General features: G+C 41.7%; 31 protein-coding genes. 23 read left to right on the top strand and 8 right to left on the bottom strand.

The features are described from left to right. Window positions 1-292: 292 nt before the first annotated feature. Genes VFC49_RS05560 through VFC49_RS05495 form a run of 14 tightly spaced genes read left to right on the top strand, consistent with a single transcriptional unit; the run spans window position 293 to window position 8,309 of the window. Window positions 293-796 carry a Na+/H+ antiporter subunit E gene (locus VFC49_RS05560; protein ID WP_324736521.1) on the top strand — a complete coding sequence of 168 codons (504 nt, stop codon included), beginning with the start codon at window positions 293-295 and terminating at the stop codon, window positions 794-796. Beyond that, window positions 793-1,068 (top strand): cation:proton antiporter, encoded by a 276-nt coding sequence (locus VFC49_RS05555; RefSeq protein ID WP_013467756.1) that lies wholly within the window; start codon window positions 793-795, stop codon window positions 1,066-1,068. The genes VFC49_RS05560 and VFC49_RS05555 overlap by 4 nt, the downstream gene beginning before the upstream one ends. Then, on the top strand, window positions 1,065-1,415 hold the full coding sequence (mnhG, locus tag VFC49_RS05550; protein WP_324736520.1) for a monovalent cation/H(+) antiporter subunit G: 351 nt from the start codon (window positions 1,065-1,067) through the stop codon (window positions 1,413-1,415). Before VFC49_RS05555 ends, mnhG begins: the two co-directional genes overlap by 4 nt. Next, window positions 1,412-1,675 carry a hydrogenase subunit MbhD domain-containing protein gene (locus VFC49_RS05545; RefSeq protein WP_013467754.1) on the top strand — a complete coding sequence of 88 codons (264 nt, stop codon included), beginning with the start codon at window positions 1,412-1,414 and terminating at the stop codon, window positions 1,673-1,675. Before mnhG ends, VFC49_RS05545 begins: the two co-directional genes overlap by 4 nt. Continuing rightward, window positions 1,672-1,947 carry a hydrogen gas-evolving membrane-bound hydrogenase subunit E gene (gene mbhE, locus VFC49_RS05540; protein ID WP_013467753.1) on the top strand — a complete coding sequence of 92 codons (276 nt, stop codon included), beginning with the start codon at window positions 1,672-1,674 and terminating at the stop codon, window positions 1,945-1,947. Before VFC49_RS05545 ends, mbhE begins: the two co-directional genes overlap by 4 nt. Continuing rightward, window positions 1,944-2,414, top strand: coding sequence for an MnhB domain-containing protein (locus tag VFC49_RS05535; protein ID WP_013467752.1), 471 nt, complete (start codon window positions 1,944-1,946; stop codon window positions 2,412-2,414). Before mbhE ends, VFC49_RS05535 begins: the two co-directional genes overlap by 4 nt. Next, complete coding sequence (locus VFC49_RS05530; protein WP_324736519.1) at window positions 2,404-2,775, top strand: sodium:proton antiporter; 372 nt, start codon at window positions 2,404-2,406, stop codon at window positions 2,773-2,775. Before VFC49_RS05535 ends, VFC49_RS05530 begins: the two co-directional genes overlap by 11 nt. Next, complete coding sequence (locus VFC49_RS05525; RefSeq protein WP_324736518.1) at window positions 2,772-4,325, top strand: proton-conducting transporter membrane subunit; 1,554 nt, start codon at window positions 2,772-2,774, stop codon at window positions 4,323-4,325. The genes VFC49_RS05530 and VFC49_RS05525 overlap by 4 nt, the downstream gene beginning before the upstream one ends. Continuing rightward, complete coding sequence (locus VFC49_RS05520) at window positions 4,322-4,663, top strand: hypothetical protein (RefSeq protein WP_013467749.1); 342 nt, start codon at window positions 4,322-4,324, stop codon at window positions 4,661-4,663. The genes VFC49_RS05525 and VFC49_RS05520 overlap by 4 nt, the downstream gene beginning before the upstream one ends. 2 nt (window positions 4,664-4,665) lie before the next feature. Next, a complete protein-coding gene (locus tag VFC49_RS05515; protein WP_324736517.1) occupies window positions 4,666-5,112 on the top strand; it encodes an NADH-quinone oxidoreductase subunit B family protein in 447 nt (148 codons plus the stop codon). Then, on the top strand, window positions 5,109-5,663 hold the full coding sequence (locus VFC49_RS05510; protein WP_324736516.1) for an NADH-quinone oxidoreductase subunit C: 555 nt from the start codon (window positions 5,109-5,111) through the stop codon (window positions 5,661-5,663). The genes VFC49_RS05515 and VFC49_RS05510 overlap by 4 nt, the downstream gene beginning before the upstream one ends. Continuing rightward, on the top strand, window positions 5,656-6,885 hold the full coding sequence (locus VFC49_RS05505) for a nickel-dependent hydrogenase large subunit (RefSeq protein ID WP_324736515.1): 1,230 nt from the start codon (window positions 5,656-5,658) through the stop codon (window positions 6,883-6,885). Before VFC49_RS05510 ends, VFC49_RS05505 begins: the two co-directional genes overlap by 8 nt. Then, on the top strand, window positions 6,882-7,850 hold the full coding sequence (locus VFC49_RS05500) for a complex I subunit 1 family protein (protein ID WP_324736514.1): 969 nt from the start codon (window positions 6,882-6,884) through the stop codon (window positions 7,848-7,850). The genes VFC49_RS05505 and VFC49_RS05500 overlap by 4 nt, the downstream gene beginning before the upstream one ends. After that, entirely contained in the window at window positions 7,851-8,309 is a 459-nt protein-coding gene (locus tag VFC49_RS05495) for a 4Fe-4S dicluster domain-containing protein (RefSeq protein WP_324736513.1), read from the top strand. It abuts the gene before it with no gap. Here VFC49_RS05495 and VFC49_RS05490 read toward each other — a convergent pair. The 4 genes from VFC49_RS05490 to VFC49_RS05475 all read right to left on the bottom strand — a co-directional run bounded on the left by VFC49_RS05490 (window position 8,306) and on the right by VFC49_RS05475 (window position 10,395). After that, the gene (locus VFC49_RS05490; protein WP_324736512.1) at window positions 8,306-8,812 is read right to left on the bottom strand and encodes a ferritin family protein; all 507 of its coding nucleotides are present in this window, start codon (window positions 8,810-8,812) and stop codon (window positions 8,306-8,308) included. The genes VFC49_RS05495 and VFC49_RS05490 overlap by 4 nt on opposite strands. 122 nt (window positions 8,813-8,934) lie before the next feature. Continuing rightward, the gene (locus VFC49_RS05485; RefSeq protein ID WP_324736511.1) at window positions 8,935-9,471 is read right to left on the bottom strand and encodes a ferritin family protein; all 537 of its coding nucleotides are present in this window, start codon (window positions 9,469-9,471) and stop codon (window positions 8,935-8,937) included. A 34-nt stretch (window positions 9,472-9,505) separates the two neighbouring features. Then, window positions 9,506-9,688, bottom strand: coding sequence for a hypothetical protein (locus VFC49_RS05480; protein WP_324736510.1), 183 nt, complete (start codon window positions 9,686-9,688; stop codon window positions 9,506-9,508). Beyond that, window positions 9,688-10,395: a SagB/ThcOx family dehydrogenase gene (locus VFC49_RS05475; RefSeq protein ID WP_324736509.1), complete on the bottom strand. Its 708-nt coding sequence runs from the start codon at window positions 10,393-10,395 to the stop codon at window positions 9,688-9,690. The genes VFC49_RS05480 and VFC49_RS05475 overlap by 1 nt, the downstream gene beginning before the upstream one ends. 146 nt (window positions 10,396-10,541) lie before the next feature. On the opposite strand from VFC49_RS05475, the gene VFC49_RS05470 reads away from it, so the two are divergent. Then, window positions 10,542-11,813: a phosphoadenosine phosphosulfate reductase family protein gene (locus tag VFC49_RS05470; RefSeq protein ID WP_324736508.1), complete on the top strand. Its 1,272-nt coding sequence runs from the start codon at window positions 10,542-10,544 to the stop codon at window positions 11,811-11,813. Here the strand turns inward: VFC49_RS05470 and VFC49_RS05465 are convergent. Continuing rightward, window positions 11,810-13,738: a S16 family serine protease gene (locus VFC49_RS05465; RefSeq protein ID WP_324736507.1), complete on the bottom strand. Its 1,929-nt coding sequence runs from the start codon at window positions 13,736-13,738 to the stop codon at window positions 11,810-11,812. The genes VFC49_RS05470 and VFC49_RS05465 overlap by 4 nt on opposite strands. 131 nt (window positions 13,739-13,869) lie before the next feature. Between VFC49_RS05465 and VFC49_RS05460 the strand changes: the two genes are divergently transcribed. From VFC49_RS05460 to VFC49_RS05450, 3 genes are read left to right on the top strand one after another with little or no spacing between them, the layout of a single operon-like run. Next, the gene (locus VFC49_RS05460; protein WP_324736506.1) at window positions 13,870-14,415 is read left to right on the top strand and encodes a universal stress protein; all 546 of its coding nucleotides are present in this window, start codon (window positions 13,870-13,872) and stop codon (window positions 14,413-14,415) included. A 10-nt stretch (window positions 14,416-14,425) separates the two neighbouring features. Beyond that, entirely contained in the window at window positions 14,426-15,703 is a 1,278-nt protein-coding gene (locus VFC49_RS05455) for an ArsB/NhaD family transporter (protein WP_324736505.1), read from the top strand. Window positions 15,704-15,705: 2 nt separating this feature from the next. Further along, window positions 15,706-16,155: a universal stress protein gene (locus VFC49_RS05450; protein WP_013467735.1), complete on the top strand. Its 450-nt coding sequence runs from the start codon at window positions 15,706-15,708 to the stop codon at window positions 16,153-16,155. Here VFC49_RS05450 and VFC49_RS05445 read toward each other — a convergent pair. Next, window positions 16,152-16,412 carry a hypothetical protein gene (locus tag VFC49_RS05445; RefSeq protein WP_013467734.1) on the bottom strand — a complete coding sequence of 87 codons (261 nt, stop codon included), beginning with the start codon at window positions 16,410-16,412 and terminating at the stop codon, window positions 16,152-16,154. The genes VFC49_RS05450 and VFC49_RS05445 overlap by 4 nt on opposite strands. Further along, entirely contained in the window at window positions 16,405-16,923 is a 519-nt protein-coding gene (locus VFC49_RS05440; protein ID WP_013467733.1) for a winged helix-turn-helix transcriptional regulator, read from the bottom strand. The genes VFC49_RS05445 and VFC49_RS05440 overlap by 8 nt, the downstream gene beginning before the upstream one ends. 121 nt (window positions 16,924-17,044) lie before the next feature. Between VFC49_RS05440 and VFC49_RS05435 the strand changes: the two genes are divergently transcribed. The 4 genes from VFC49_RS05435 (at window position 17,045) to VFC49_RS05420 (ending at window position 22,642) form a co-directional block, all read left to right on the top strand. Beyond that, entirely contained in the window at window positions 17,045-18,412 is a 1,368-nt protein-coding gene (locus VFC49_RS05435; protein WP_324736504.1) for a TldD/PmbA family protein, read from the top strand. Further along, window positions 18,409-19,713, top strand: a complete 1,305-nt coding sequence (locus VFC49_RS05430; protein ID WP_324736503.1) for a TldD/PmbA family protein — start codon at window positions 18,409-18,411, stop codon at window positions 19,711-19,713. Before VFC49_RS05435 ends, VFC49_RS05430 begins: the two co-directional genes overlap by 4 nt. Window positions 19,714-19,778: 65 nt before the next feature. Then, window positions 19,779-20,450: a DUF257 family protein gene (locus VFC49_RS05425; protein WP_324736502.1), complete on the top strand. Its 672-nt coding sequence runs from the start codon at window positions 19,779-19,781 to the stop codon at window positions 20,448-20,450. A gap of 59 nt (window positions 20,451-20,509) precedes the next feature. Continuing rightward, window positions 20,510-22,642 (top strand): alpha-amylase family glycosyl hydrolase, encoded by a 2,133-nt coding sequence (locus tag VFC49_RS05420; RefSeq protein ID WP_324736501.1) that lies wholly within the window; start codon window positions 20,510-20,512, stop codon window positions 22,640-22,642. Here VFC49_RS05420 and VFC49_RS05415 read toward each other — a convergent pair. After that, window positions 22,616-22,804, bottom strand: a complete 189-nt coding sequence (locus tag VFC49_RS05415) for a hypothetical protein (RefSeq protein ID WP_324736500.1) — start codon at window positions 22,802-22,804, stop codon at window positions 22,616-22,618. The two genes, VFC49_RS05420 and VFC49_RS05415, sit on opposite strands and share 27 nt — an antisense overlap. A gap of 238 nt (window positions 22,805-23,042) precedes the next feature. On the opposite strand from VFC49_RS05415, the gene VFC49_RS05410 reads away from it, so the two are divergent. Continuing rightward, a complete protein-coding gene (locus VFC49_RS05410; protein WP_324736499.1) occupies window positions 23,043-23,651 on the top strand; it encodes a class I SAM-dependent methyltransferase in 609 nt (202 codons plus the stop codon). The last annotated feature ends 9 nt before the right edge of the window (window positions 23,652-23,660 follow it).

The raw sequence follows: 23,660 nt of genomic DNA, 5'->3' as shown, positions 1-23,660 counted from the left end.
CATCAATGATTTACTTAGTGTTATACGTTTTTGCTTTTTGTAAATCTTTACAAAGGTATAACTATTTTCAACATTTTCTGTGAACTTACATAAACCTCAGTGAAAATGTGTGTTCACTAATAATCTAATGTGTTAGATAATTTGTAAAGTTTGGTTACTTTTTCATTTGTCAAAATATTGGTTTATAACCTTTCGTTTTAGAAACGTATTTAAGAATTTTTGGCAAATTCTAAATGATATTATCCTCAAAAACGCTTAATATAGGTTTAAAACTTAAAGTTGAGGTGAAAGAATGGCGTTTGTGACCTCTTTCCTGTGGTCTTTGATTGTATACTTACTGCTTACAGCGGGTTCAGGGAATATAATCGCATGGAGCAAGGAAGAATTAATCGCTGGATTCATTATTGCAGCGGTAATAGGGTATCTAACAAGGAACATAATGGACGAGAAGCTTGAATACTTCTTCAGTCCGAGAAGATGGATTCTTTTCATAGTATATGCAATAGGTCCATTTTTCTTTGCAATGGCAAAAGCTAACCTTGACGTTGCGTATAGAGTAATAACTGGAAAAATAAGACCTGGCATTGTTAAAATATCTCCAGGTCTTACGAGGGATGAAAGCAGAACTCTTTTGGCAAATTCAATAACCTTAACCCCGGGAACATTTACCCTTGAAATTGACGAAGAAGGTAACTTATACGTTCACTGGATTAACGTCCCGCCTGGAAAAGAAAAACCAACCCCCGAAGAGCTTTGTGGGTATCTTCCAAAATGGGCAAGGAGGATTGCGGAATGAATGTGGTTAGTGCATTTATGGTGGCTCTAATTCTGCTACTGTTTTCAGCGATGTTAACTTTAATCAGGCTTATCTTGGGACCAACGATTCCAGATAGAGCGGTTGCTCTGGATTCAATGACAACAACAACAGCAGGTGCAATGGTTCTCTATGGGGTTGTTACAAAGCAACCAGTTTTCATTGATGTTGCGTTGGTATATGCTGTTTTGAGCTACATAGCCACGCTGTACATTGCAAGATACTTGGTGAAGAAGAAGGTGGGGATAGCATGATCGAGTATGTAATCACAATTTTCTTGGCAATTGGAGTGATTTTCAACTTTCTTGCAAGCATTGGAATTCTCAGATTTCCAGACGTTTACACAAGGATTCATGCAGCAACAAAATGTACAACATTTGGAACGATCTTCATAGTCCTTGCCACGGTGGTGTATTCACTCTATAACTGGCTTCCGACACATGATCCGAGATGGGTTACAATAGGCATTCACTCAGCTCTCGTGGTGATATTCTTAGTACTGACAAACCCAGTGGGTGCCCATGCAATTGGAAGAGCTGCAAGAAAATCCGGAATTAGACCCTATGGTGCTGTAATAGATGAGCTGGAGGGAAGGCTATGAACTTTATGGAGTTCTTTTGGATTCTTCAGGTTTTAATAGGAATCGGCCTGCTGGTGAGTGCAATAGTTGCCATCAGATTCAAGAACTTAATTATGGCAGTCATAGCCATGGCAGTTTTTAGCCTCATCTTGTCCCTTGAGTTCTATGTTCTCCAAGCTCCAGACGTGGCAATAGCTGAAGCGGGTGTTGGTGCCGGTTTAACAACTGCGATGTACCTTCTTGCCATCAAAAACACCACAGATGAGGAGGTGATAGAATGAGGACTTCTCTTGGATTGCTTGCTTTCATAGGGTTCACGCTCTTCCTCCTTGCCGCAATGATTAGCATAAGGCCTTTTGGAGAGCCGCCTCACAGAGAAATGGACGACTGGTTCATAACACATGCTCAGATTGAAGCGTCAGCTAACAACGTTGTCACAAGCATAGTCTTTGACTACAGAGGTTTCGATACCCTTGGCGAGGCGACCGTTCTGTTTACGGCAGTTTCTGGGGTTTTAATGGTTCTGCGGAGAAAGGAGGGGACGAAAAAATGACGACAACCATCATAAAGACCACGACCAAAATACTGGCACCGCTAATACTTGTCTTTGGTAGCTACATTATACTCCATGGTCATTTAACACCGGGAGGAGGCTTTCAGGGGGGAGCAGTTTTTGCAAGTGGTTTAGCGTTGCTCATAGTGGCGAACAAATACGATGCTGTTAAAAGCCTCTTTGAGAAAGCTCCCCTCAGTGTATTTGAAAGCATTGGAGCACTGGGATTCCTTGGAATGGCATGTCTGGGGTTTGCTGGCTACACATTCTTCAAAAACGTAATTGCAAACAGCGGATTCCCATTATTTGGAGGAAAAACTCCAGTTGGAATAAATCCAGGTTATCTAAACACAGGTGGCACTCTTCCGTACATGAACATCTTTGTCGGTATGAAGGTTCTTGCAGGTCTTACAAGCATAGTGCTGGTGTTCTTCCTAATCATGAGGAGGGAGAGGGATGAATGGTAGCATCTGGGTTAATTTTCCCTTCATAGTTGTCGCACTCCTCTTGGCAATAGGGTTTTACACAATAGGGTTCAAAAGGAATCTAATCAAGGTCGTCATAGGTATTGAAATCTTGGAAGGAGCAGTAAACTTGTTCTTGGTCGCTCTTGGATATGTAAAAGGTGGCTATGCTCCGATCTATACTTTGGCACCCCCAGAGGCTGCAAATCCGCAAAATATGGTTCTGCCAACTCCACAGGCATTAACACTTACGAGCATCGTCATAGGTGTTGCCGTCTCAGCCTTAATGCTTGCCTTTGCTGTGAACATCTACAAGCGCTATGGAACCCTTGACGTTACAAAGATCAGGAGGTTGAGGGGATGATTGAGCACTTACCGGCGTTGATGATAGCGGTTCCTCTCTTTGGAGCGTTTATTGCACCTCTGTTCAAGAAAAAACAGAGCATTGTAGCGGTATGGGCTATAGTGATAACTGCCGTTACTGTAGTCCTCTCTCTTATGCTGATGTATCAGGTCAGGCTGCATGGCATCATAGTGTATGTTTTCGGCGCGGATAAGCCAACCCTTGTACTGCCTTCAGGCTATAAAGTGCCGATAAGGATTATGTTCGAGATTGACGGCATTGGAGCTTTCATGGCCATCTCAGCGACTTTGATGAGCTTTGTCGGTGCTCTCTATTCATACAGTCATGTTAAAGCGGAGAGCGGTTTGGAAAAATACTATGCATTGCTGCTTCTGTTAGAAGTGGGCATTCTCGGCATGGTTCTCACAGGAGATCTCTTCAATCTCTTCGTGTTCTTGGAAATAGCTGGAATTGCTGGCTCAGCGCTGGTTGGATTCAGAAACTACCGCGGCGAAGCGAGTGAAGCTGGAATTAAATATCTTATAGTAAGTGCCGTTGCATCTTTGATGGTTCTCTTTGCCATTGGAATCCTCTATGGCGAATATGGAAACTTAAACTTAGCCTATATAAGCAGACAGGTCTCCCTCAGTACTCTTGACATGATAGCCTTTGGCCTGCTATTTGCTTCGTTTGCCATGAAGTGCGGTTCAGTTCCAATGCACTACTGGGTTCCCGATGCATACACCGAAGTTCCGGCGGGTATAAACCCAGTCTTGCTGGTATCTACCTATGCAAGCCTCTATGCTCTCTTTAGAGTCAGCTTCACACTCTTTGCAAACGTATCAATCAGCTTAGAGAGAGTTGGATGGATAATGTCAGTTCTTGGTGTTTTGACGATGTTCATTGGTGTCACAATGGCTCTGGTTCAGAAAGATGTAAAAAGGCTTATGAGCTACCACGCTATCTCACAAACTGGCTACATGCTCCTTGGTGTTGGTGTCGGCTTAACGGTTCTCCATAATTCCGATGCGTTGGCAGAGTTCGGGAGAACAGCAATGGCTGGAGGAATCTTCCACATAATAAACCACATAATCTACAAGAGCTTGCTCTTAATGACTGCTGGCGCACTGTTCTACGTAACTGGGACAAGAAATCTCAATGAGATGGGAGGATTAGCGAGGAAGATGCCCATTACAACTTTGTGCTTCATTGTTGGTGCTGCAGCCATATCTGGTTTGCCGCCTTTCAACGGGTTTGCAAGCAAATTCCTAATCTATGAGAGCTCTTACAGATTGAATCCGTTATTGGCGGTATTTGCAATGGTTACAAGTATATTGACTCTTGCTTCATTCGTTAAAGTGTTTGCGTCAGCGTTCTTGGGGCCACCATTGGAGAAGTTCGAGAACGTAAGAGAAGTCCCAAGACCGATGATAGTGGCGATGGTGATCTTAGCATTACTCTGTATACTATTTGGTCTATTCCCGGACGTTGTACTGAATAAAATCGTGTATCCCGCTGTGGATGCCCTCATCAACGTTGCGCAATATCAGTCATGGGGTGGTCTGGCATGATATCAAAACTTGTAACTGGCTCAGGATATTGGAGCCCATTGTTATGGCTTGCTTTCCTTATACTCTTTGCTTTAATCGGCTACATAATTTATTCGAGGGGCAATCCAAGTTATAAGAAAGAAAGCGAGCAGGTAAAGCCATATTTAAGCGGTAATGCAGAACCGTCCAAAGAAAAGATTCAGGTAAGAGCAAGCGATATCTACTGGGGGTTCATAGAGGCACTTAAAGAGTACTATAGAGTTCTTCAGGCTATTCATACGGGAGATGTTAGGGATTACATCCTTTGGTACCTTGGGGTTGGAACTGTAATACTCTTCCTTCTGGTGGGAGGTGCGTGAACGTGGGTAAGCTGACAAACTTTAAACGCTCTCTTTGGGTTTTCCATGCATCCGGAGGTTCATGCAATGCATGTGATATTGAAATTGTTGCACTTCTGACGCCAAGATACGATGTTGAACGATTTGGGATAAAGCTTGCTGGCAGTCCAAGGCATGCAGATGTGCTTCTGGTCACCGGAGCAATCCCAAGAGACTTTGCAGATAAACTGAGAAGAATATATGAGCAGATGCCAGACCCAAAGGCTGTAATTGTGGTCGGAAACTGCGGAACAAGCGGTGGGGTCTTCTATGATTCCTACAACATAGCAGGTCCAATTGATGAGATAATACCTGTTGATGTCTATGTTCCCGGATGTCCGCCAAGGCCAGAAGCAATCATAGATGCCGTTGTTAAGGCGTGGCTCAAGTTGGAGAAGTTAGAAAAAGAACTGGAGGGGAAGAAAGAATGAACATTGAAGAGGTCATTGAAAAACTGAAAAAATCACTTGGTGATGCACTGCTTAACTATGAAATCAGGGAATATGAGATGGGAATTAGAAGAAAGAGAAAACTCTATGAAGTTTGGGCAGAAATTGACAGATCGGCGTTTAGAAAAGCAGTTGAAACAATATTCTCACTCGATTACCCTCATCTGCATCTTATATCTGGGGAAGATAACGGTGGGGACAGCATAAAGATGATATATTCATTTGGTGTGTTCTACTCCAATCCATGGGGCGAAATAAGCATAACATTGAAGTTCGACCTGCCGAAAGACAGTCTAATACTCCCTACGATAACGGACTTAATGCCTGGTGCGGAAACAAATGAGAGGGAAATTAGAGAAATGCTCGGCATTGAGTTTGAAGGCTTAAAGAACAAGAGACACCTCTTCTTGCCTGATGACTGGCCAGAGGGGAAGTATCCATGGAGAAGGGATGAATATGGTGTTGAGGATATGATCAAGCACACACACAAGAGCGTTAGGGAAATAAGAAAGAAAGGTGAGGGGAATGCCTAAGACTGCTTACTATATTCCTATAGGGCCCATCCATCCTGCTCTCAAAGAGCCTATACGCGTTGAGGCAGAGGTTGAGGGCGAGAAAATCGTCAGGGTTGACGTTAAAAGAGGATTTGCTCATAGAGGAATAGAGTATATGGGGATGAAGAGGAACGCCATTCAGACTCTATACCTATCGGAAAGGATATGTGGCATCTGTTCCATCTCCCACCCATATGCTTTCGTTGTAACAGCCGAAAAGGCCCTTGGAATAGAGGCGCCTCCAAGAGCCCAGTACATACGTCCGATAATAGCAGAACTTGAAAGGATACACTCACACATTCTTTGGCTGGGAGTTATTGCCCACGAAATGGGATTTGACTCACTTTTATTCTGGACATGGAAAGGAAGGGAAAAAGTTCTTGACTTGCTGGAGCTTCTCACTGGAAACCGAATTAATTATTCGGTGTATATGATCGGAGGTGTAAGGAGAGATCTTAAGGAATCGCACATAAAGGCAATTAAAGATGCAATTACCTACTACTGGAAGTTTACAGAACAGATGAAGGAGATAATTCTCTCAGACCCTGTCTATAAAGCAAGAACAAGAGGAGTTGCCCAGCTTTCAAAAGAGATGGCACTTAAGCTGAATGTTGTTGGTCCTGTTGCAAGGGCTGCTGGAATCAGAATGGACATCAGGCAGGATATGCCGTACGACGCCTACGCTGACATTGATGTTAGGGCAGTGGTCCCACAGGATATAGTAGGAGAGGCTAAGGGAGATGCCTACGATATCACCATGGTCAGGATTTATGAAATAGAGCAGAGCTTGGATATCATCGAGTACTGTGTTGACAATCTTCCAGAGGGCAAGATACTTGCCATTCCCAATTATCCGGCACTTTTGGCGAAGATTAGAAGAACTAAAGGCGAAGCAATTGGTGCCCATGAGGCGCCGAGAGGAGAAGTTGTTCACTACCTCAAGTTTGATGGTAGAGATGGGCCAAGTGTCTGGAAGGTGATTGCCCCAAGTTACAATAACATTAACAGCTGGGCTCCACTCCTGCTTGGGGCGGAAGTTGCAGATATCCCAATAGTTGTAGCATACATCGATCCATGCATGTGCTGTAACGACAGGGTTGCTTTATTGAAGACACCAGAAGGCAAAGTTCTCGGCTACGAATACATCCACAAAAAGGCAGTTGAAAAGACAAAGAAAATTGAGAAGGAGGTGAGAGGATGACCCCTGAGACTTTATTCTATGCAGTTGCCTTCCCAGTACTTGGTATATTTCTTGGACTGACCTACAAAGGTATCGACAGAAGGATATCAGCAAGAATGACATCAAGAATTGGTCCCCCTATAAGGCAGCCTTTCTGGGACGTTGGGAAATTGTTGCTCAAAGAAACAGTTGTACCAGAAAACGCCGTAAAGTGGCTCTTTAATGCAATGCCCATCTTGGCATTTGCATCTTCAATGACTTTACTGCTCTACATCCCCTTTGGTATCCTTAAGGCGCCCCTTGAGGGATATGGAGACCTGATAGTGATACTATATCTGCTGACACTCCAGTCTTTAGCTATGGCAGTTGGAGGATTTTCTTCAGGAAGTCCGTTTTCCTCCGTTGGAGCACAGAGAGAAATGGTGCTCATGATGAGCTATGAAATGCCTTTGGCCATTGTGATTATTGGGTTTGCACTTTTGTACAAGAGTTTCTCCCTCACAACGATCGCATCGACTCCAGTTTGGACAATGGTTTCTCCAGTGGCAGCATTGGGAGTTGTTTTGCTTTTCATAGCACTGTTAGTTGTAACTCCTGCGGAACTTGCCAAGCTTCCTTTTGATATCGCAGAGGCTGAAACGGAGATAGCAGAGGGTATGCTCGCAGAGTATAGTGGCAGGAACTTGGCTCTGTTTTATCTCTCTGACGCTGTGAGAGGGTTTGCAATGGCAGCCATTGAGGCAGTTCTATTCATACCGTTCACATTCAGCTATGTTTTCGGGATCAGCTTGAATGGTGCCATGCTTTACATTGTTGAAAGCTTGTGGTTCCTCTTTAAAGTACTGATAATCTACATAGCTGCAGTGACAATCGTAAGAACATCATTCGGAAGATTCAGAATTGAACAGGCATCACGGATTTTCTGGGTTCATGTGAACTTAATTGCATTGCTCGGTTTAGCACTTGTTTGGCTGGGGGTGAGGTGAATGCCAACAAAGGCAATGTTCCTGTTCCTTAAACAGCTTATGGAAAGACCCTTCACAAATCCGTTTCCGATAAAGCATGCTCCTAAGAATGTGACAGCCCTCATTGAGAAGGTTCAGAGAGGAGAGGCAAAGATAAATCCTCCTGTTCCAGTTCCTGAAGGCTTCAGGGGAAAGCTGAAGTACACCCCCGAAAGGTGCATAGGCTGCAGGTTGTGCATACTGGTGTGTCCAGCTAATGCTATGGAGTGGATCCCGGAGCTTAAGAAGATCAGGCATTATGTTTCGAGGTGCATGTTCTGTGCCCTGTGTGTGGATGTGTGTCCGGGGAAGAAGTTTCCAGGGGAGGAAAAGGCAGTAAAGGCACTGAGGATGAGCGATGAATTTCTATTGGCTGACTACAACAAGTACAGCGATAATCTAATCGAAGAGCCTCCTGAAGCTAAGGAGATGGGAGTTTAGCTTTCCGCTTTAAGTTTCTTTTTATAATAATTGAATCTTTCCGTGAGAATTCTCAGGTGACATCTTTCTGAAGAAGCAAGGTATTTGAAAAGTTCTTTCTCGTATTCAGTTGGAGCTTTTTGAGAGAGAACCTGACAGATGTTTTCAGCGAGTTCCTCACAATATATTGCACTTTTTAAAATGTCAAGGATGCTGTGGGGATTGTCAAACTCTTTGATATATGCTGGAATTTTTATTGGGGAATCTGGGAGTTTTTCTACATCTATGGGGCCAAATTTTCTGGAATATATTTCTTTAAGTTTCTTTTCAACTCGTTTTGACTCCTCTGAGAGGAGTATGAACATGTCAAATGCCCATTCTTCCAGTCCTACTTCTTTTGATTTGCGAGCAAGTTCTTTATAGAATTTTGAAAGATCGTCCTCACTTTTAATCCAGTAGCTCAAAACCAACTTATAGTCGAGTTCCCTAAGATTGGGTATGACATCATCTCCATCCACTTTCACCACCAGTAAATTCTTGAGTATCCTACTTAATACTGGTTTTGGTATAACTCTCTAAGAAACTCTTTCATGGAAATAATGGAAAGCTAAAAAAGAATTTAAAAAAATAAGATGTTCTTGATATTTTATTCGTTTATTTGTGCCTTTTTCTTGCAATACTCATATTCAACCTTAAGTTTGTGATAGTGCTCATCTTCTACAGCTGCCAGATATTCGTAAATTTTTTTCATTTTTTCGTCTTTTGCCCTTTTGGCAAGAATCTCATAAATTCTTTTCGCAAGAAGTTCTGATTGCATTGCTAACTCAAGTATTCCCAAGATATTACTTGTTTCTTTGAATTTGTCGATAAGGGGCTCAACTTCAATAAGAGGCAAATCTATTTCTTCGAGTTTTTCTGTTCTAAATAAACGTTTGTATATCTCCCATAAACGGGTCGCATGGCCTTTTGACTCCTTTGAGAGAATTATAAACGTTTCCACAATCCTGTCTTCAAGTCCCAATTTTTTTGCCCTTATGGCGAGATTCTTATAAAGCTCCGCTTCTTTAAGTTCACCTTTAATCCAATAACTTAGAATCTCTCTGTCACTTAGTTTCTCAAGCCCCTTGATGAATTTTTCAATGTCCAATTTTCCCAAATGAATATTGTCCATGATTGGCGTCACCAAAGGTATTCTTTTAGGTTCAAACTTATTTATCTTATCTCACCAGCAAAATTGTTAGAACCATCAGGATATATGTAACTATACTTAACATTATGTGCATTTTTACCCAGAAGCTTTTTCTGTTTTTGTTCAAAAATATAAATGCCCCACTGAGCATCGTCAGATTCATAAGTACAAATGTTAGGTAACCGAGGGTATAGTGATCAAAACCAGCCATTATGGAACCCCCACAGGAAATATATAGATTGGGTCTCCATCAGTACCAATTATTTTAGCAACCTCTTTGTCGTGAAATGCACCGACTGCAACAGTTCCCAGACCCAGTGCTACCGCCTGCAGGTATATGTTTTGCCCAATATGACCAGCTTCCATGTAGACATACCTATAGCCCCTCTCACCGTAGTACTTTGTTGTCCTCTCATAAAATGCCACAAGAACTATATCAACCGCAGCTTTTCCAACCCATTGCTGATTCAATGCTGCTTTTTGGAGCTCTGTTCTATAATCGCCTTCTTTAATCAGCGTTAGGCTATGATTAAAGGGGTCATAGTGATAAACTCCCGGTTTTAGTCCCTCAACATATCCAACGACTACATAAATCTCAAACGGATAGGTAGCTCCAGCACTTGGCGCTGCTCTGAATTTTTTCTTCTCCTCTGTTATGCCCTGAGCGGCCCATAACAGCTGAGAAAGCTGCTTAAGGGTCAAGGGTCTATCTTTATAATATCGAACGCTTCTCCTCTTTGCTATTGCCTCTTCAACGCTCATTTCGCCTTTTAAGTTGGGTTCAGGTAGCATTACCTCTTCACCCTCATACTTGACACCATACCCCCTGAAAGAATAGAAATAGGGCTTAAACAAAATAAGAAGGGATGACACTACTACCAAGATCACTACCAGGTAACTAATTTTCTGATACTTCATAAATGTTAATTATGTGCTTCAGGTATTTTAGAGCTTCGCATCAGCAGACCGGTCATCATCACCAACTCAGTCCAGGGAGTTTTCATCATTTGATCTAAACTTTTTGTACAGCTAAACTTTATTAATCCTTTTTCTAATTTTCCAATATGTTCCACGTGATTGTGAGAGCAAGGAAAGATGCTAAAGCCCTGCAATATATAAATAAGCGCAACTATGGTGGCTTTTTGAAAGTTTCGAGTCTTGGTGGTGGTAGAAAGTTTAATGAGGTTGAAGATATTCTTGAAGGGTTAAAGGATACCCCATACATACCGATTTTGCTATTCGGAGAAAAGGAGAGAGAATTAGCCAACGATGTTAGTGGATATTTTTTAAAGACAGGAAAACCATTCTATTCTCGAGTTTTGAGGACAAAAAAGGTCAGAAATATGCGAGTTGACGAGCTTTATGCTCACTTGGAAGAGATTAAAGCAAGATTTAGACTTGGGATAGAGTGGGATGGGACTTACAAACTCAATCCAGAAAATCCTCTTGGCATTGAAATTAACCCAGACTATGACATCTACTTGGCATTCGGTGATAAGTTTGGGGAAAATATGAGGGATATTTTGGGTATAAATATTGGGAGTGTTTCTCTTGTTCTTAGGAAATTAATGAACCAAGAGGTGTACTACTCCGGAAGCATGAAAATAGCTGAAGTGAGCAAGCGCATTGGAAAGAAAACAGAAGTGCTCTGGAGAATCCCGTACACTGAGGAAATTAGCTTAGAGGACATTGTTAAGGCAAATGAATCATACATCCGAGCTTTTGAAGAGGCAAGTGGGAGTTTCCTTAAACAATTTGAAGGTTATGACATAATAGTGCCCTGGAGCGGGGGAAAGGATTCAACTGCTGCATTAATTTTGGCAAGCAAGGTTTTCAGAGATGTTACTGCCGTCTATGTCAAAATGGAATATGAGATGCCTCAAACTGATGAGTACGTTGAAAAACTTGCTAAAAAGCTTAAGGTCAATGTTATTGAAAGTTTTGTTAAAATGCCAGTTGATAAGTACGGTTTTCCTACCCACAATAACCGCTGGTGCACCAGGATGAAGGTTGAGGCTCTTTATAACGCTATAAAGGAGTTCGATAGCCCAGTTTTGGTGATAGGTGATAGAGATGGTGAAAGTGCCAAGAGAAGACTGAAGCCTCCTGCAATTGAAAGGAAAAATGAAGTACTTGGTACTTTCTTGGAAGTAATGCCGATCAAATTCTGGTCTGGAATGATGGTGCAGCTCTACATATTAATGAACGGTTTTGATCTGCATCCCCTATATTATGAAGGATTCTACCGCTTGGGATGCACAATCTGCCCCAGTTTGGCTGATTGGGAAATAACGTTGTTGAAGAAGAGAGGGGAGAAAAATTTACCTCCCCATTAAAGCCTTCTTCCAAGCACAATTCCAATTATCAACCCAAACAGAACACCAAGCGTTCCAATTCCACCCAAGAGTGATGTTGGGACATTTTTCTCAGGAACTGTTGATGTTGTAGTTGTGCTGGCTGTTTGTGTGTCCGTAGGTGTCTGTGTATTTGATGGGTGGATTATCTGAGGAGTAATTGTGCTCTCGGTAATTTTTGGAACAGTTTTCGGAAGGAACATCATTGCGGTCTCTTTTGCATATTGGTAGAATATCATAGCCGTTTGGATATTTTCAATCCCTCCTTGCTTTTCGTAGCTTTGAGCAAACTCATAGTACGCCATTCCAAGGATTGGATAGACGCCTTTGCTCTGGGCTATTGCTATTGCTGTTTTTGCATCCTCCTTCATCTGCTGGAGCTTATCCATGAGAACTGTTTCGTTGTCTATTCCAAGGGTGTCGAGTATAACTTCCGCCCTAATTCTTGCCTCCATTGCTGAAAATAATGCTGCAGAATACTTCCCATCCTCATAATACTGCTCTCCCTTATTCAGCTCATCAACGAGTCCTTGCATCAAGCTTTCCCCAAACATTGAGGTTATATAGGTAACAACCAGACGGGCGTTATCCAGGTACTCTCTCGCTGTCTCTTTGATCACATCCCTGCTGATCACATCACCTTTCGCATATCTCTCTCCCAATTTAGCCCAGAACTTTGCTGTCTGCACCCTTTCATATGCGAATGCAGCATTGCTTACAGCATTCCAATAGTCACCTTTGTAGTAATCGCTCCATGCATCCTTGAGAAGAGATTTTGCCTGTTCTATCCTTTCCTCACTTGCTGCAACAGCTTGTAGCATTGTTGTGCCTCTAATTGTCAAGTTAGAAACGTAATTTTCGGTATTTTTTATATCGTCATTGACAGAGTTGAGTAGTTTTTCAATATCCTTCTCATTCTGCATATCCAGATACCAATCAACGTGTCTGATAATAATTCTCGCTTGAAAGTCCTTGCTTAGGGCTGTGTAGTACATCCCGGAATCCAAGGCATCTTTGGCGTCTTTTAGGGTCTGGTTTGCATCTTCAAGCGCTGTTTTGAGATAGGAGTATGTTGTATAACTAACATCGCTCTCTTTGAGCTTCTTTTCAACTTGTTTGTAGTATTCTGTGGTGTTTTTGTAATCCCTCTCTGCATCTTCTTTGAGGAAGGATGTATCAATTTTGATATTTTCCGGAGCTTGGGGCTTTTCTATTTTGTGTCCTGTAAAGTAATACACAGCCTCATAGATGTCTTTGACTTCCTTTACCTCCAGTCCCCATCTTTCCTTTGCATATTGAACAACATCTACCTTTTCTTCTTTTGTTGTTATTTGGACAAGAGGCCCAATTTGCTTTTGTTCAGTTTTTTGGACAACTTGGATTCTCTGTCCCTCAGGTATTAAGAACAGCTTCGCTCCAACACTGTGGGCTGCCGATGCTTTTTCCAAAATTCCGCCAACAGGACCAATTGTTCCATCTGGATTTATCATCCCGGTCATCATAACATCATTTCTGAGCTTCCAACCCTTTAATGCGGCGATTATCCCAACGGTCATGGTTCCTCCAGCAGATGGTCCCCCAATTATGGGTGAGTCAGCCTTAACCTGTATGAAGACATCATACTTGCTCATATCGACCCCAAGAACCCTACCCGCTACTTGGGCAGCCAATCTTGCACTTGCCTGCATGTCAACTTCCGCTAATGGCCATGTCTCCACGTACACGTGTCCGCTTCCCGGGGCTACTGTAATTACGAACTCCGTGGCTACACCAACTAACTCTCCGTTGGCAGTTTTTGAGACCGCTGGAGCTTTTAAGACTACTGTATGCCCTTGAGCCGGGCATTGAGCAAGTGCCAGTGGCGAAATAAGCAGAATTAATGCCAAGAACGGCAACAGCTTTTTCATTATTTCACCCCCAAATCCAAAAAGATTTTTAATTTAATAGCTCTTGTGGTTCATGAATCTAAGATTAGAGGATTGCACCAAATAAATTTAATATCTTTAAGTCGTTGTAATAAAATGCTGAGGGGATATGGATGGGGTTGTTTTCATCGCTGATTCAAAGAAAATTTAAAAACATCGCTGGAAGAAGGTATGAAAGAATTCTCAAGGAATACAGGGAATTTCTATTAACTGAGGAAGAGATGAGGCTTCCAGAAATTAAATCAATTTTAATGCCTCTTGATAGATTTATAGGTGAAATTCCGCCTGAAATCTACGAAACTCTGTCGGCTTATAATGATGCAAGGGTGATCCTTGTTTATATCATTGATGCTCATGTGTTCCATGTGATCGAGCAAACTCTCGGCAAAGATACCAGTGAGGAGTTCAGAAGGAAAGAGGAAAATGATGGAAGGTTACTGCTTGAAAAAATTGCTAAAAATTTTGAAGGTCTCGGCATAAGTCCCCAAATCAGATTGTTCTTTGGGGATAAAGGGGAAGATGTTATAAAGCTTGCTGAAAAGCACGACATGCTTGTATTGTCTAAAGCTTACGGCTCTGAGATTACAAAAACTCACCCGCTAAGCCCTGTAGTTTTAAAGATAGTCCAGCATGTTGATATTCCGGTTATAGTGTACTGAGGTGGCAAGAATGAACCCTGAAGCAGTGGCAATTGCAGTGTTCCTCCTTACTTACGCGCTGGTAGTTAGTGAGAGGATCCACAGGGCAGTCGCTGCCATGCTCGGAGCATCGGCGGTTCTGTTCTTGAAAATAGTGCCATGGGAAAGGGTTCCCAAATATTTAGATCTAAACACCTTGTTCCTTTTAATGGGGATGATGATTATTGTAAACACTGCCAGAAACAGTGGGCTTTTTGAGTATGTTGCAATAAAGACTGTAAAGCTTGCACGTGGAAGCCCTATTAGGGTTCTGTTGTTGTTCTCTGTTGTTACCGCGATAGTCAGCTCTGTGCTGGATAACGTCACAACTGTACTATTGTTAACCCCAATGCTTCTCTACATTTCCCGCTTAATGGAGCTGAATCCAGTTCCTTTCCTGCTTTCTGAGATCTTCGCTTCGAATATTGGTGGAACTGCAACCCTGATCGGAGACCCTCCAAACATAATGATAGGGTCTGCGGCAAAATTAAGCTTCAATGAATTTCTGAGTAATATGGGACCCATAGCGGCAGTTGATTTGATTGTAACCATCTTGATAATATACCTTGCATACAACAGCGCCCTTAAGGTAACTCCTAAAAAGAAGGTTATGATAAAACAAACCCTTCGTGGCTTGGATGAAAAAGCTGCAATTAGGGATATAAGGCTTTTTAGGAAGTCTGTGGCGATAATCCTGTTTGTGGTAGCTTTGTTCTTTTTCCATGACAAATTGGGCATAGAACCTGCTGTTGTGGCTCTTCTTGGGGCTTCTCTAATACTGTTGTGGACACGAGAAGACCCAGAGGGCATCTTTGAAAAAATTGAGTGGCCAGCTCTGTTTTTCTTTGGGGGATTATTTATAATCGTTGGAGCATTGGAGGAAACAGGGACAATAGCACAAGTTGCAGAGTGGGTGTTAAATCACGTGCATACTTCAGGTGAAGCTCTGCTTGCAATTACGTGGTTTTCAGCTTTTTCCTCAGCCATTGTAGACAACATCCCATTAACAGCTGCAATGATACCTTTGATAAAGCATATGGGAACTTCAATGGACGTTTATCCCCTCTGGTGGGCTCTCAGTTTGGGGGCTTGTTTAGGAGGGAATGGGACTGCAATAGGAGCATCTGCAAACGTTGTCGTTATTGGAATTGCTGAGAGAGAAGGGATTAGAATAACATTTGGGGACTTTTTAAAAGTTGGCATGGTTATAATGATTGTAACGGTTGCTGTGGGTGTTGGAATACTCTGGGTTAGATACATCGGGTGGTGAATATGAGAATACTGGTGCTTATAGATGGATCAAAATGGAGTCAGAAAGCTGCACTTCACGCTATAGCCATAGCCAAGAAGAAAAACGCCAAGGTAATTTTGTTTTCTGTTCTCGATCGAAGGGAGGCAAAGGCTATTGCTTTTAACCTAAGCATGCGAAGTGATAAAATTGGAGAAATAAAAAAGTTTGAAGAGCAGATATGGAAAGAAATGAAGAAAAGTGTTAAGGAGATAATGGAAGGTCTGCTTGAGCTCTGCCATGAGGAGAATGTGAACTGCTCCATGAAGATCGTAGAAGGAATAGCAAAGGATGAAATCCTAAAAGAGGCAAATAGTGGGGCATATTCCTTGGTTGTTATGGGGGCTTACGGGAAGAGTGGAAAAACAAGAATTGGGAGTTTATTAGAGGAGCTTGCCGGAATTATAAAACCTCCCCTGCTGATAGTCCGCTAATCCATCTTTACGACCGCTATGAAAAACAGCAGGAGTATCATCAGCTCAAGCACAGTTGCCACTATATCAAGGGTGCTCTCTTTTATTCCCGCTATTATGTGAAGGTTTTCCAAGGTTTTCTTAATTCCAAAGAGCAGAAAGGCAAGAAGTAGGAATAAGATGCTTTTCATACCGCTTTTTTTATACGCTATCCACGAGACGAAGGATAGGAAAAGTGCGATACCAATTATTGCGACATCGAGTATTATATCAATCATTTAATTCACCACCCTTTAGGGTTAGCATTAGGTCAATAAGCTTATCTGCCAGCTTATCCCACAGCTTCGGCCTGTATTCGCTGATCACCCTGACTATCACCTCGATGTCACACTTCAGGCTGTACACAACATTTCGCCCCTGTTTTCTCCTGTCAATCAAGCCCAGTTTGTTTAGGACGTTCATATGATAGTTTATCGTTGCCTGAGTCAGCTTTAATCTTTCTGCAATTTCCCGCTGGTTCATTTCTCTCTCTGCCAGCAACAGCAGTATCTTTCTCTGGGTTTCATTGGAGATTGCTATTAGCAACGGTTCGTATTCTTTCTCAAATTCCTTGGGAAATATGTATCTTTTTCCCCCAAGCTTCTTTGAAACTATTTTGTTTTCTTTTTCAAGCTGATACAGATGATATTGAAGGTTTCCTATCCCTATCCCAAGCTCTTCTGCAAGTCTTCGAAACGTTATTCCTGGATTTTTATAGATGTACTGGAGTATTTCTTCTCTATGGGTCATGCTACCACTTGCCTTATTCTCCTTTTGGTACACTCTTCTATAAATTACACGGAGAAAGAGATATAAATTGATTTGGGTTTATGAATGGGTGTCCCTTTCTGTGATTTGCAGGGTGATACACATGGAAATCGAGAGATTGATGAAGAAAGCAGAGGAACTCGCGAGACGGTATGGAATCAACTACTATGAAGTGAGGATAGTTAAAATAAATGCCACCCATCTGGAGATGCAAAATTCTCACCTTGAAGAACTTTCCTCAAATATGGAAATTGGTATTGGTGTGAGAGCATTTCAAGGAGCATGGGGATTTTCTTCAGCCAACGACATGAGAAGGGCTGAAAAAGCAATTGAGACGGCGATGAAAATAGCGAAACTTATGAAAGGAGGTTCAAAAGTTTATCTGGATGATCCCATAAAGGACAAGGCAGAAATTGAGGCGAAAAAGCCTTTCACAGATGTTGATTTGGAGGAAAAGCTTGAGCTTGTGAAAATGATGGATAAGTTTCTGAGTGGAGATGGAATTGTAAACAGAAAAGTGACTTATGGCGATGGCTTAAAGTGGCAGTTTTACTTCAACTCACTGGGAAGTGAAATTGAAACTACAGTCCCAAGGATAAGGCTCAGCTTCTCTGCAACGGCTAAAAAAGGGAAGGACATGCAGAGCTACTGGAAAATATTCGGTGGAACTGGTGGATGGGAGATAATCGATAGAATTGATTTAGGATACTGGGCAGATTTTGTGAAAGAAAAAGCAAAGTCTCTTCTGAATGCCCAGCTTCCACCTTCTGGAGAGTTCGATGTGATAATGGATCCAGAGCTTGCCGGTGTGTTCATTCATGAAGCCTTGGGACATGCAAGCGAAGGTGATGCAATAAAGAATGGAGAAAGCATCTTAGAGGGGAAACTTGGAGAGAAAATAGCCGTTGAGGAGCTTACTGTTGTTGATGATCCAACCATAGAAGGAAAATTTGGCTCATACATTTATGATGATGAAGGTATAAAAGCAAAAAGGGTTGAGATAATCAAAAATGGTGTTCTAAATGAGTACCTTCTTGACAGAGAGACAGCAGCTTACCTTAATATGCAGCCAAATGGACATGGAAGGGCTCAGAGCTACAACTATCAGCCCTTAGTCAGGATGAGCAACACTTATATCGAACCTCGTGACTGGAGCTTTGAAGAAATGCTTAGTGAAGTGAAAAAAGGTCTTTATTTGATTGGAGATAAAGGTGGAGAGGTCGACATAGCCGATGGAACATTCATGTTTGGAGCAAAAGAGGGTTACCTAATTGAAAATGGTGAGATTAAGGCGCATATACGGGATGTTGCATTGTCCGGAAAAATTCTTGATATTCTCAAGAATATTAGGGCTATTGGTAAAGATTTGAAAGTTGAGTTCCCCGGCTATTGCGGAAAGGGTCAGTGGGTGCCCGTGGATGATGGGGGACCTCATGTATTGACGAGAGCTTTGGTGGGTGGATTGCTATGATAGATGAGCTCATTAAAATTCTCAATCACAAAGACGTTGAATGGGAAATTTACTGGGAAATAGGGAGAGGCAGTTCTTTTAAGGTTGAGAGATGTGAATTGGTGAGAGCTCAGCGCAAATACCATTCAGGCGTTGGATTAAGAATTGGATATAAGGGAAAAGTTGGCTTCTCTTACATAACGGGGGTAAACCACGACAAGAACAGCTTGGAAAGATTCGTGAACAGGACGATAAAGCTTGCAAAAGTTAGTGAAGTGCCTTTTTATGGTTTCTCCACTGATAATAAACATAAAAAAGTCAAAGCCCTTTATGACAGAAGAATTGAGGAGATGAGTTTTGACGATGCATACTCAGCTGCTCTCCTTTTAGCTGAAAAAGAGGGGGAGCTAAAGGAGAGGCTTGGTTCAGAATATGCCCTTTCTGGTGGCATGGCTTTTGGTGTATCTGTAGATGGGATAGCAAACTCCAATGGGGTGGAAAAAACCGAAAAAACAACAGGGCTGAGCATGAGTATCCATATCATCAAAAGAGCGGAGAGGAGTGGAAGTGGAAACTATTACAAAGGCTTTCGATTAATGCCAGACCTCGAAGAGGAACTTTCGCTGGGGCTTGAAGAAGCTTTAGAGGAAGCAGAACTGAGTTATAATGCCAAAAAGAGCAGTCCATACGAAGGGGAGATTATTTTGGAACCCCATGCAGTGGTATCTCTTGTGGGCATTTTAATGGTTAATCTCTATGGAGACAATGTGTACTACAAACGCTCGAGATTTTCAAAGCTGGGTGATATGATTGCAAGTGAGGCATTTACACTGATAGACGATGCCACTCTTGAGGGTAAGCTTGGCAGTTATTCTTTTGATGGTGAGGGCAATCCGTCTCAGAGAACTGTGTTACTTGAGAGAGGCATTTTAAAGAACTTTCTTTTCGATGAAACCTATGCTCGACTCATGGATACGAAAAGTACTGGAAATGCCGTTAGGGATTTCAGGACAACACCACATATTGGAAACAGCAATGTGATTGTTGATGGGAAAAAAGAAAACTTAGAGGATCTGGAAAAGGCTGTAGTTGTGAAACGTGTCTTTGGAGAGCACACAGCAAATCCGGTAAGTGGAGACTTTTCATTGACAGTTGAACTCGGTTATATAATTGAAAAAGGAGAAATTAAACCGTTCAAGGATAATATGCTCGTGGGCAATATATTTGAGTTAATAAGCTCAATTGGAAGTGTGGGAAAGAAAAAGGAACAGATTGGCAGTTTTCTATCTCCAAGAGTACTTGTCTTTGGCAAAATTGTATAAATTTCTTGTTAATTTTAGCAAACTATTTATATTTTGGATTCAAAAATTAATTCCGGTGGTAACTGGTGGCTGAGCATGGGTTTGAATTCATCTTTTCTAAAATGAGAGCCGGTGAAACAGTGCTCATCGAATATGCCTCTGTCTCATCTCCTGAAATCCTGTTATATGTAATGGAGAGGTACTGCAGGCAGAACGACATTCCAATGATAATTGATGACATTGCTGACACTTTGCCTGAATTCTTAACTCGGCTGGAGCTCATAGGCTTGCCTATAAAAGGATTTGGCAGTATCCCAGTTATAAAAATAGGGGGTCATAGAGAAAGTGGGGAAATAGTTGGAAGAATCGATATTGAAAAATACTCTCTGGATTTTCAGTACTACAATCCCGTTTATGAGAAAGTTCGCCCATCTAAAATGGCATATAATCCTGTATTAGGACTTCACAAGCTCTTACTGATAAATTCAATAAAAGAATACGGAGGAGGCGTAAGATTGCTTAGGAACATCTCTAAATATGTTGGGAACAAAACGAGGATAGCATTCTATTTTATCAACAAAAGTTTGGTGCAGTCTAAATTTCCGGAGTTCTTACATTTGTTTGAGGAAATGGCAACATCAGTTATGCAGTGGGAGAGAAGTGGTAGTACCTATAAACTAAAAGTTATCAAATCTGCAAACGACGACATTCTTGAAAAGATTGCGACAATAGAGTTCGAGGACATCAAGAGAATCTGATGCTTCAGGTTAGATGTAAAGTTTTTTAAGTCCATTTTTCTATCACTTTTGGTGATACAATGAGAAAGTTGGCTGTCCTACTTATCCCCTTACTAATTTTGCCAACTGTTTATGCCTATCAAATTCCAGAAAAATGTGTAATATACCAGATAATAGTGGATCGCTTTTACGATGGAAATAAGAGCAATAATCAGCCTTTTTACGATCCTACTCACAGCAACTATCGTCTTTACTGGGGTGGAGACCTTGAAGGCATAATTGAGAACCTTGACTACATCAAAAGCTTGGGGATTTCTATGGTGTGGCTGTCTCCAGTTAACAACAATATAAACCGCATGGCATCAGGCTCTGCACCCTATCACGGATACTGGACAAGAGATTACAAGAAAATAGAAGAGCATTTTGGCAACTGGAGAGTTTTTAATACCTTAGTCAAAGAAGCAGGGAAGAGGGGGATTTGTATAATTGTCGATTTTGTTCCAAATCATTCGAACCCAGCAACTGATGGCGAATTTGGTTCTCTTTATGACAACGGAACCTTTATTACAAACTACTATTCCGACAGCAAAAATGCAACGTTGAACCCTTACACGGGAAGCTTGGAGAATATTTACCACCACAACGGCAACATTAAGGTGTGGGAGCGGTTTGAGCTCAAATATGGAAATCTTTTTGGCCTGGCAGACTTTAACCAGTTAAACCCTTGGGTTGATGAATATCTTAAAGATGGTGCAAGTTTGTTTGTTCGGAGCGGTGTTTGTGGGTTTAGAATTGATGCAGTCAAACACATGGACTTAGGCTGGTTGACTCAGTTCTATGCTTATTTGTACATTCAAGAGCCTCTCTTTATCTTTGGTGAGTACTACAAGCGTAACTTTGAAAAAGATGACGACATGTTCTACTTTTATCAATATTCCAATGTTTCTTCCCAGCTCAGCATTCCAATAAGGAACGACATTGTGAGGACGTTTGCCTTTGGTGGGAGCCTTAAGACCCTTGCAAGAGAACTTGAGAGATATTACTCCCACTTCGTTTATCCGAATAAGGCAGTTAACTTCCTTGACAATCATGATCTGCCCAGATACCTAAGCGAAGGTAAAAATCTCGATAGGTATCACATGGCATTGAGCTTGGTAATGACGTTGCCTGGCATTCCGGTGATTTACTATGGCGATGAGAGCTATTTGGTCAGCAAAGAAGGGAAAGGTGACCCGTATAACAGGCCAATGATGGAGTTTAACAACCAAACAGAGGCTGCAAGAATAATCAGAACTCTTGCAGAGCTCAGAAAAGAGAACAACGCTCTCGCTTATGGAGATTTTGAGACGGTTTATGCTGATTACAACACTTGGGTCTTTGAGAGGAAATTTGGCAGCGAGAAAGTTCTGGTTGTTGCGAACAAGGTGGACAGCAAAAACTTAACCTTCAGCTTAAACTGGAGCGACGGAATTTACAGAGATGTTCTTTATGGAGTTAAGATGCAGATTAAAGCTGGAAAAGCTGAAATCTCAGCCCCTAAAAACAAAGTGCTTGTGTTCAGTTATGAGAGCAAGCAGGAGAAGCCTTTAATTGGGTCCATAACTCCATATATCGCTCAACCAGGTCAGAAACTCATTCTTGGTGGAGCTGGATTTGGAAAAAGTGGAAATGTGTTTATTGAAGGAGTAAGAGCAGAAGTCCTTGAATGGAGCGATGAGATGATAGTTTTTAAGATGCCCAAGCTGGACACTCAAAAAGCTTGGGTTGAGGTTTACGTTGAAACAAATGGAAAGAGAAGCAACAGAATTAAGCTCCGGTATTTAAACGGAAATCAAAAAGCATTTTTGCTCGTTTTAAATGCATCTAATTTGACGGGTCAGCTATGGATTAAAGGCAATATCTCCGAATTGGCCGAACCAACTCCATTGATGATGTCTAAAACTGGCTATTATTTCCAAGTTGTCAGCCTTCCCGTGAATACAAGCTTCAGCGTAGATTTGTACTCTGGTTTGCCCTGGGAAAAGCTTGAGCCTTTAAACGTAACTCTTTATGGGAAATCAACCAGCAAAACGATAATTTTAACAAGGACAAAGCCGATTCCAAAGCACACTCAAACAGTCACAGAATCTGCAGCTCAATCTCCCTCGACATCCATCTGTGGAATGGGCTTAGTTTTGATACTGTCTTTAGTAGTCCTCTTCAAAAAGCGCTGATTCTTCATACCAAATGCTCTTCCATTCAAATGGGTCTTTTTCTTTTCTCATCTCTTCCTCGGGTTGCCCAATCTCAATCTTAGGTTTTTCCTTGTGCATAAAACTTGCTAACCAAAGAAAAGCGAAAGGTCCAGTAAGGATGATTTTCTGTTTCTCGTTCATATCTTTGCTTTGACCTCACAGGTATATTAAGCTTCAGGCTATGTTAAAATGCCGCAAACCTTTTTAATTATCGAAAAAAGAAATCTTCCGGATGTGATAACAATGAAAAAACATGAATGGGAAGACTTTTTTGATAGAGAGGCACGTCACTACTTGAAAGAGCCGTTTACTAAATACACAAAGGAGGAAGTAGAGTTTCTATTAAATGAGTTTCAGCTACCAAAAGGGGGCCAAAATATTGGATGTTGGCTGCGGTGTTGGAAGACATTCGATAGAACTTGCAAAAAGAGGATACAAGGTTACGGGAATTGACATATCCCAGGGAATGCTTGAAGAAGCAAGAAAACGAGCTCAAAAAGAAGGTGTTGAAGTGGAGTTCATAAAAGCAGACGCTACGAAGTTTAACCGTGAGGAGGAATTTGACGCTGCCATATGCCTCTGCGAAGGTGCTTTTTCGTTAATCGGTTCAAGTGACGACCCAATAGAGCACGACTTAGCGATACTCAAGAATATTTATGAATCCCTAAAGCCGGGTGGAAAATTTGTTCTGACTGCCCTAAGTGCTCTTTCAAGAATTAAAGGGGCATCAAACAAGGACATAACCAGAGGAACTTTTGACCCAAACACCATGACGTTCTTTGAAGAAATTGAGGCATCTGATGGCACAAAAATTCCGATTAGAGAACGCGTTTACATCCCTACAGAGCTTTACTTAATGTTCAAAATGGTTGGGTTTGAAGTAAAAGCTATCTGGGGAGGCACTGCTGGAAGATGGAGAAAGAGGAAAGTAGATTTTGACGATATCGAAATAATGGTGATAGCTGATAAACCTAAAAAGGCTGCGTGATGTTCGCAT

The sequence above is a fragment of the Thermococcus sp. SY098 genome, from assembly GCF_035621495.1.
GTDB lineage: Archaea > Methanobacteriota_B > Thermococci > Thermococcales > Thermococcaceae > Thermococcus_B.
The sequence above is the reverse complement of the archived record's forward strand: the minus strand, read 5'-3'. Positions and strand labels throughout refer to the sequence as shown.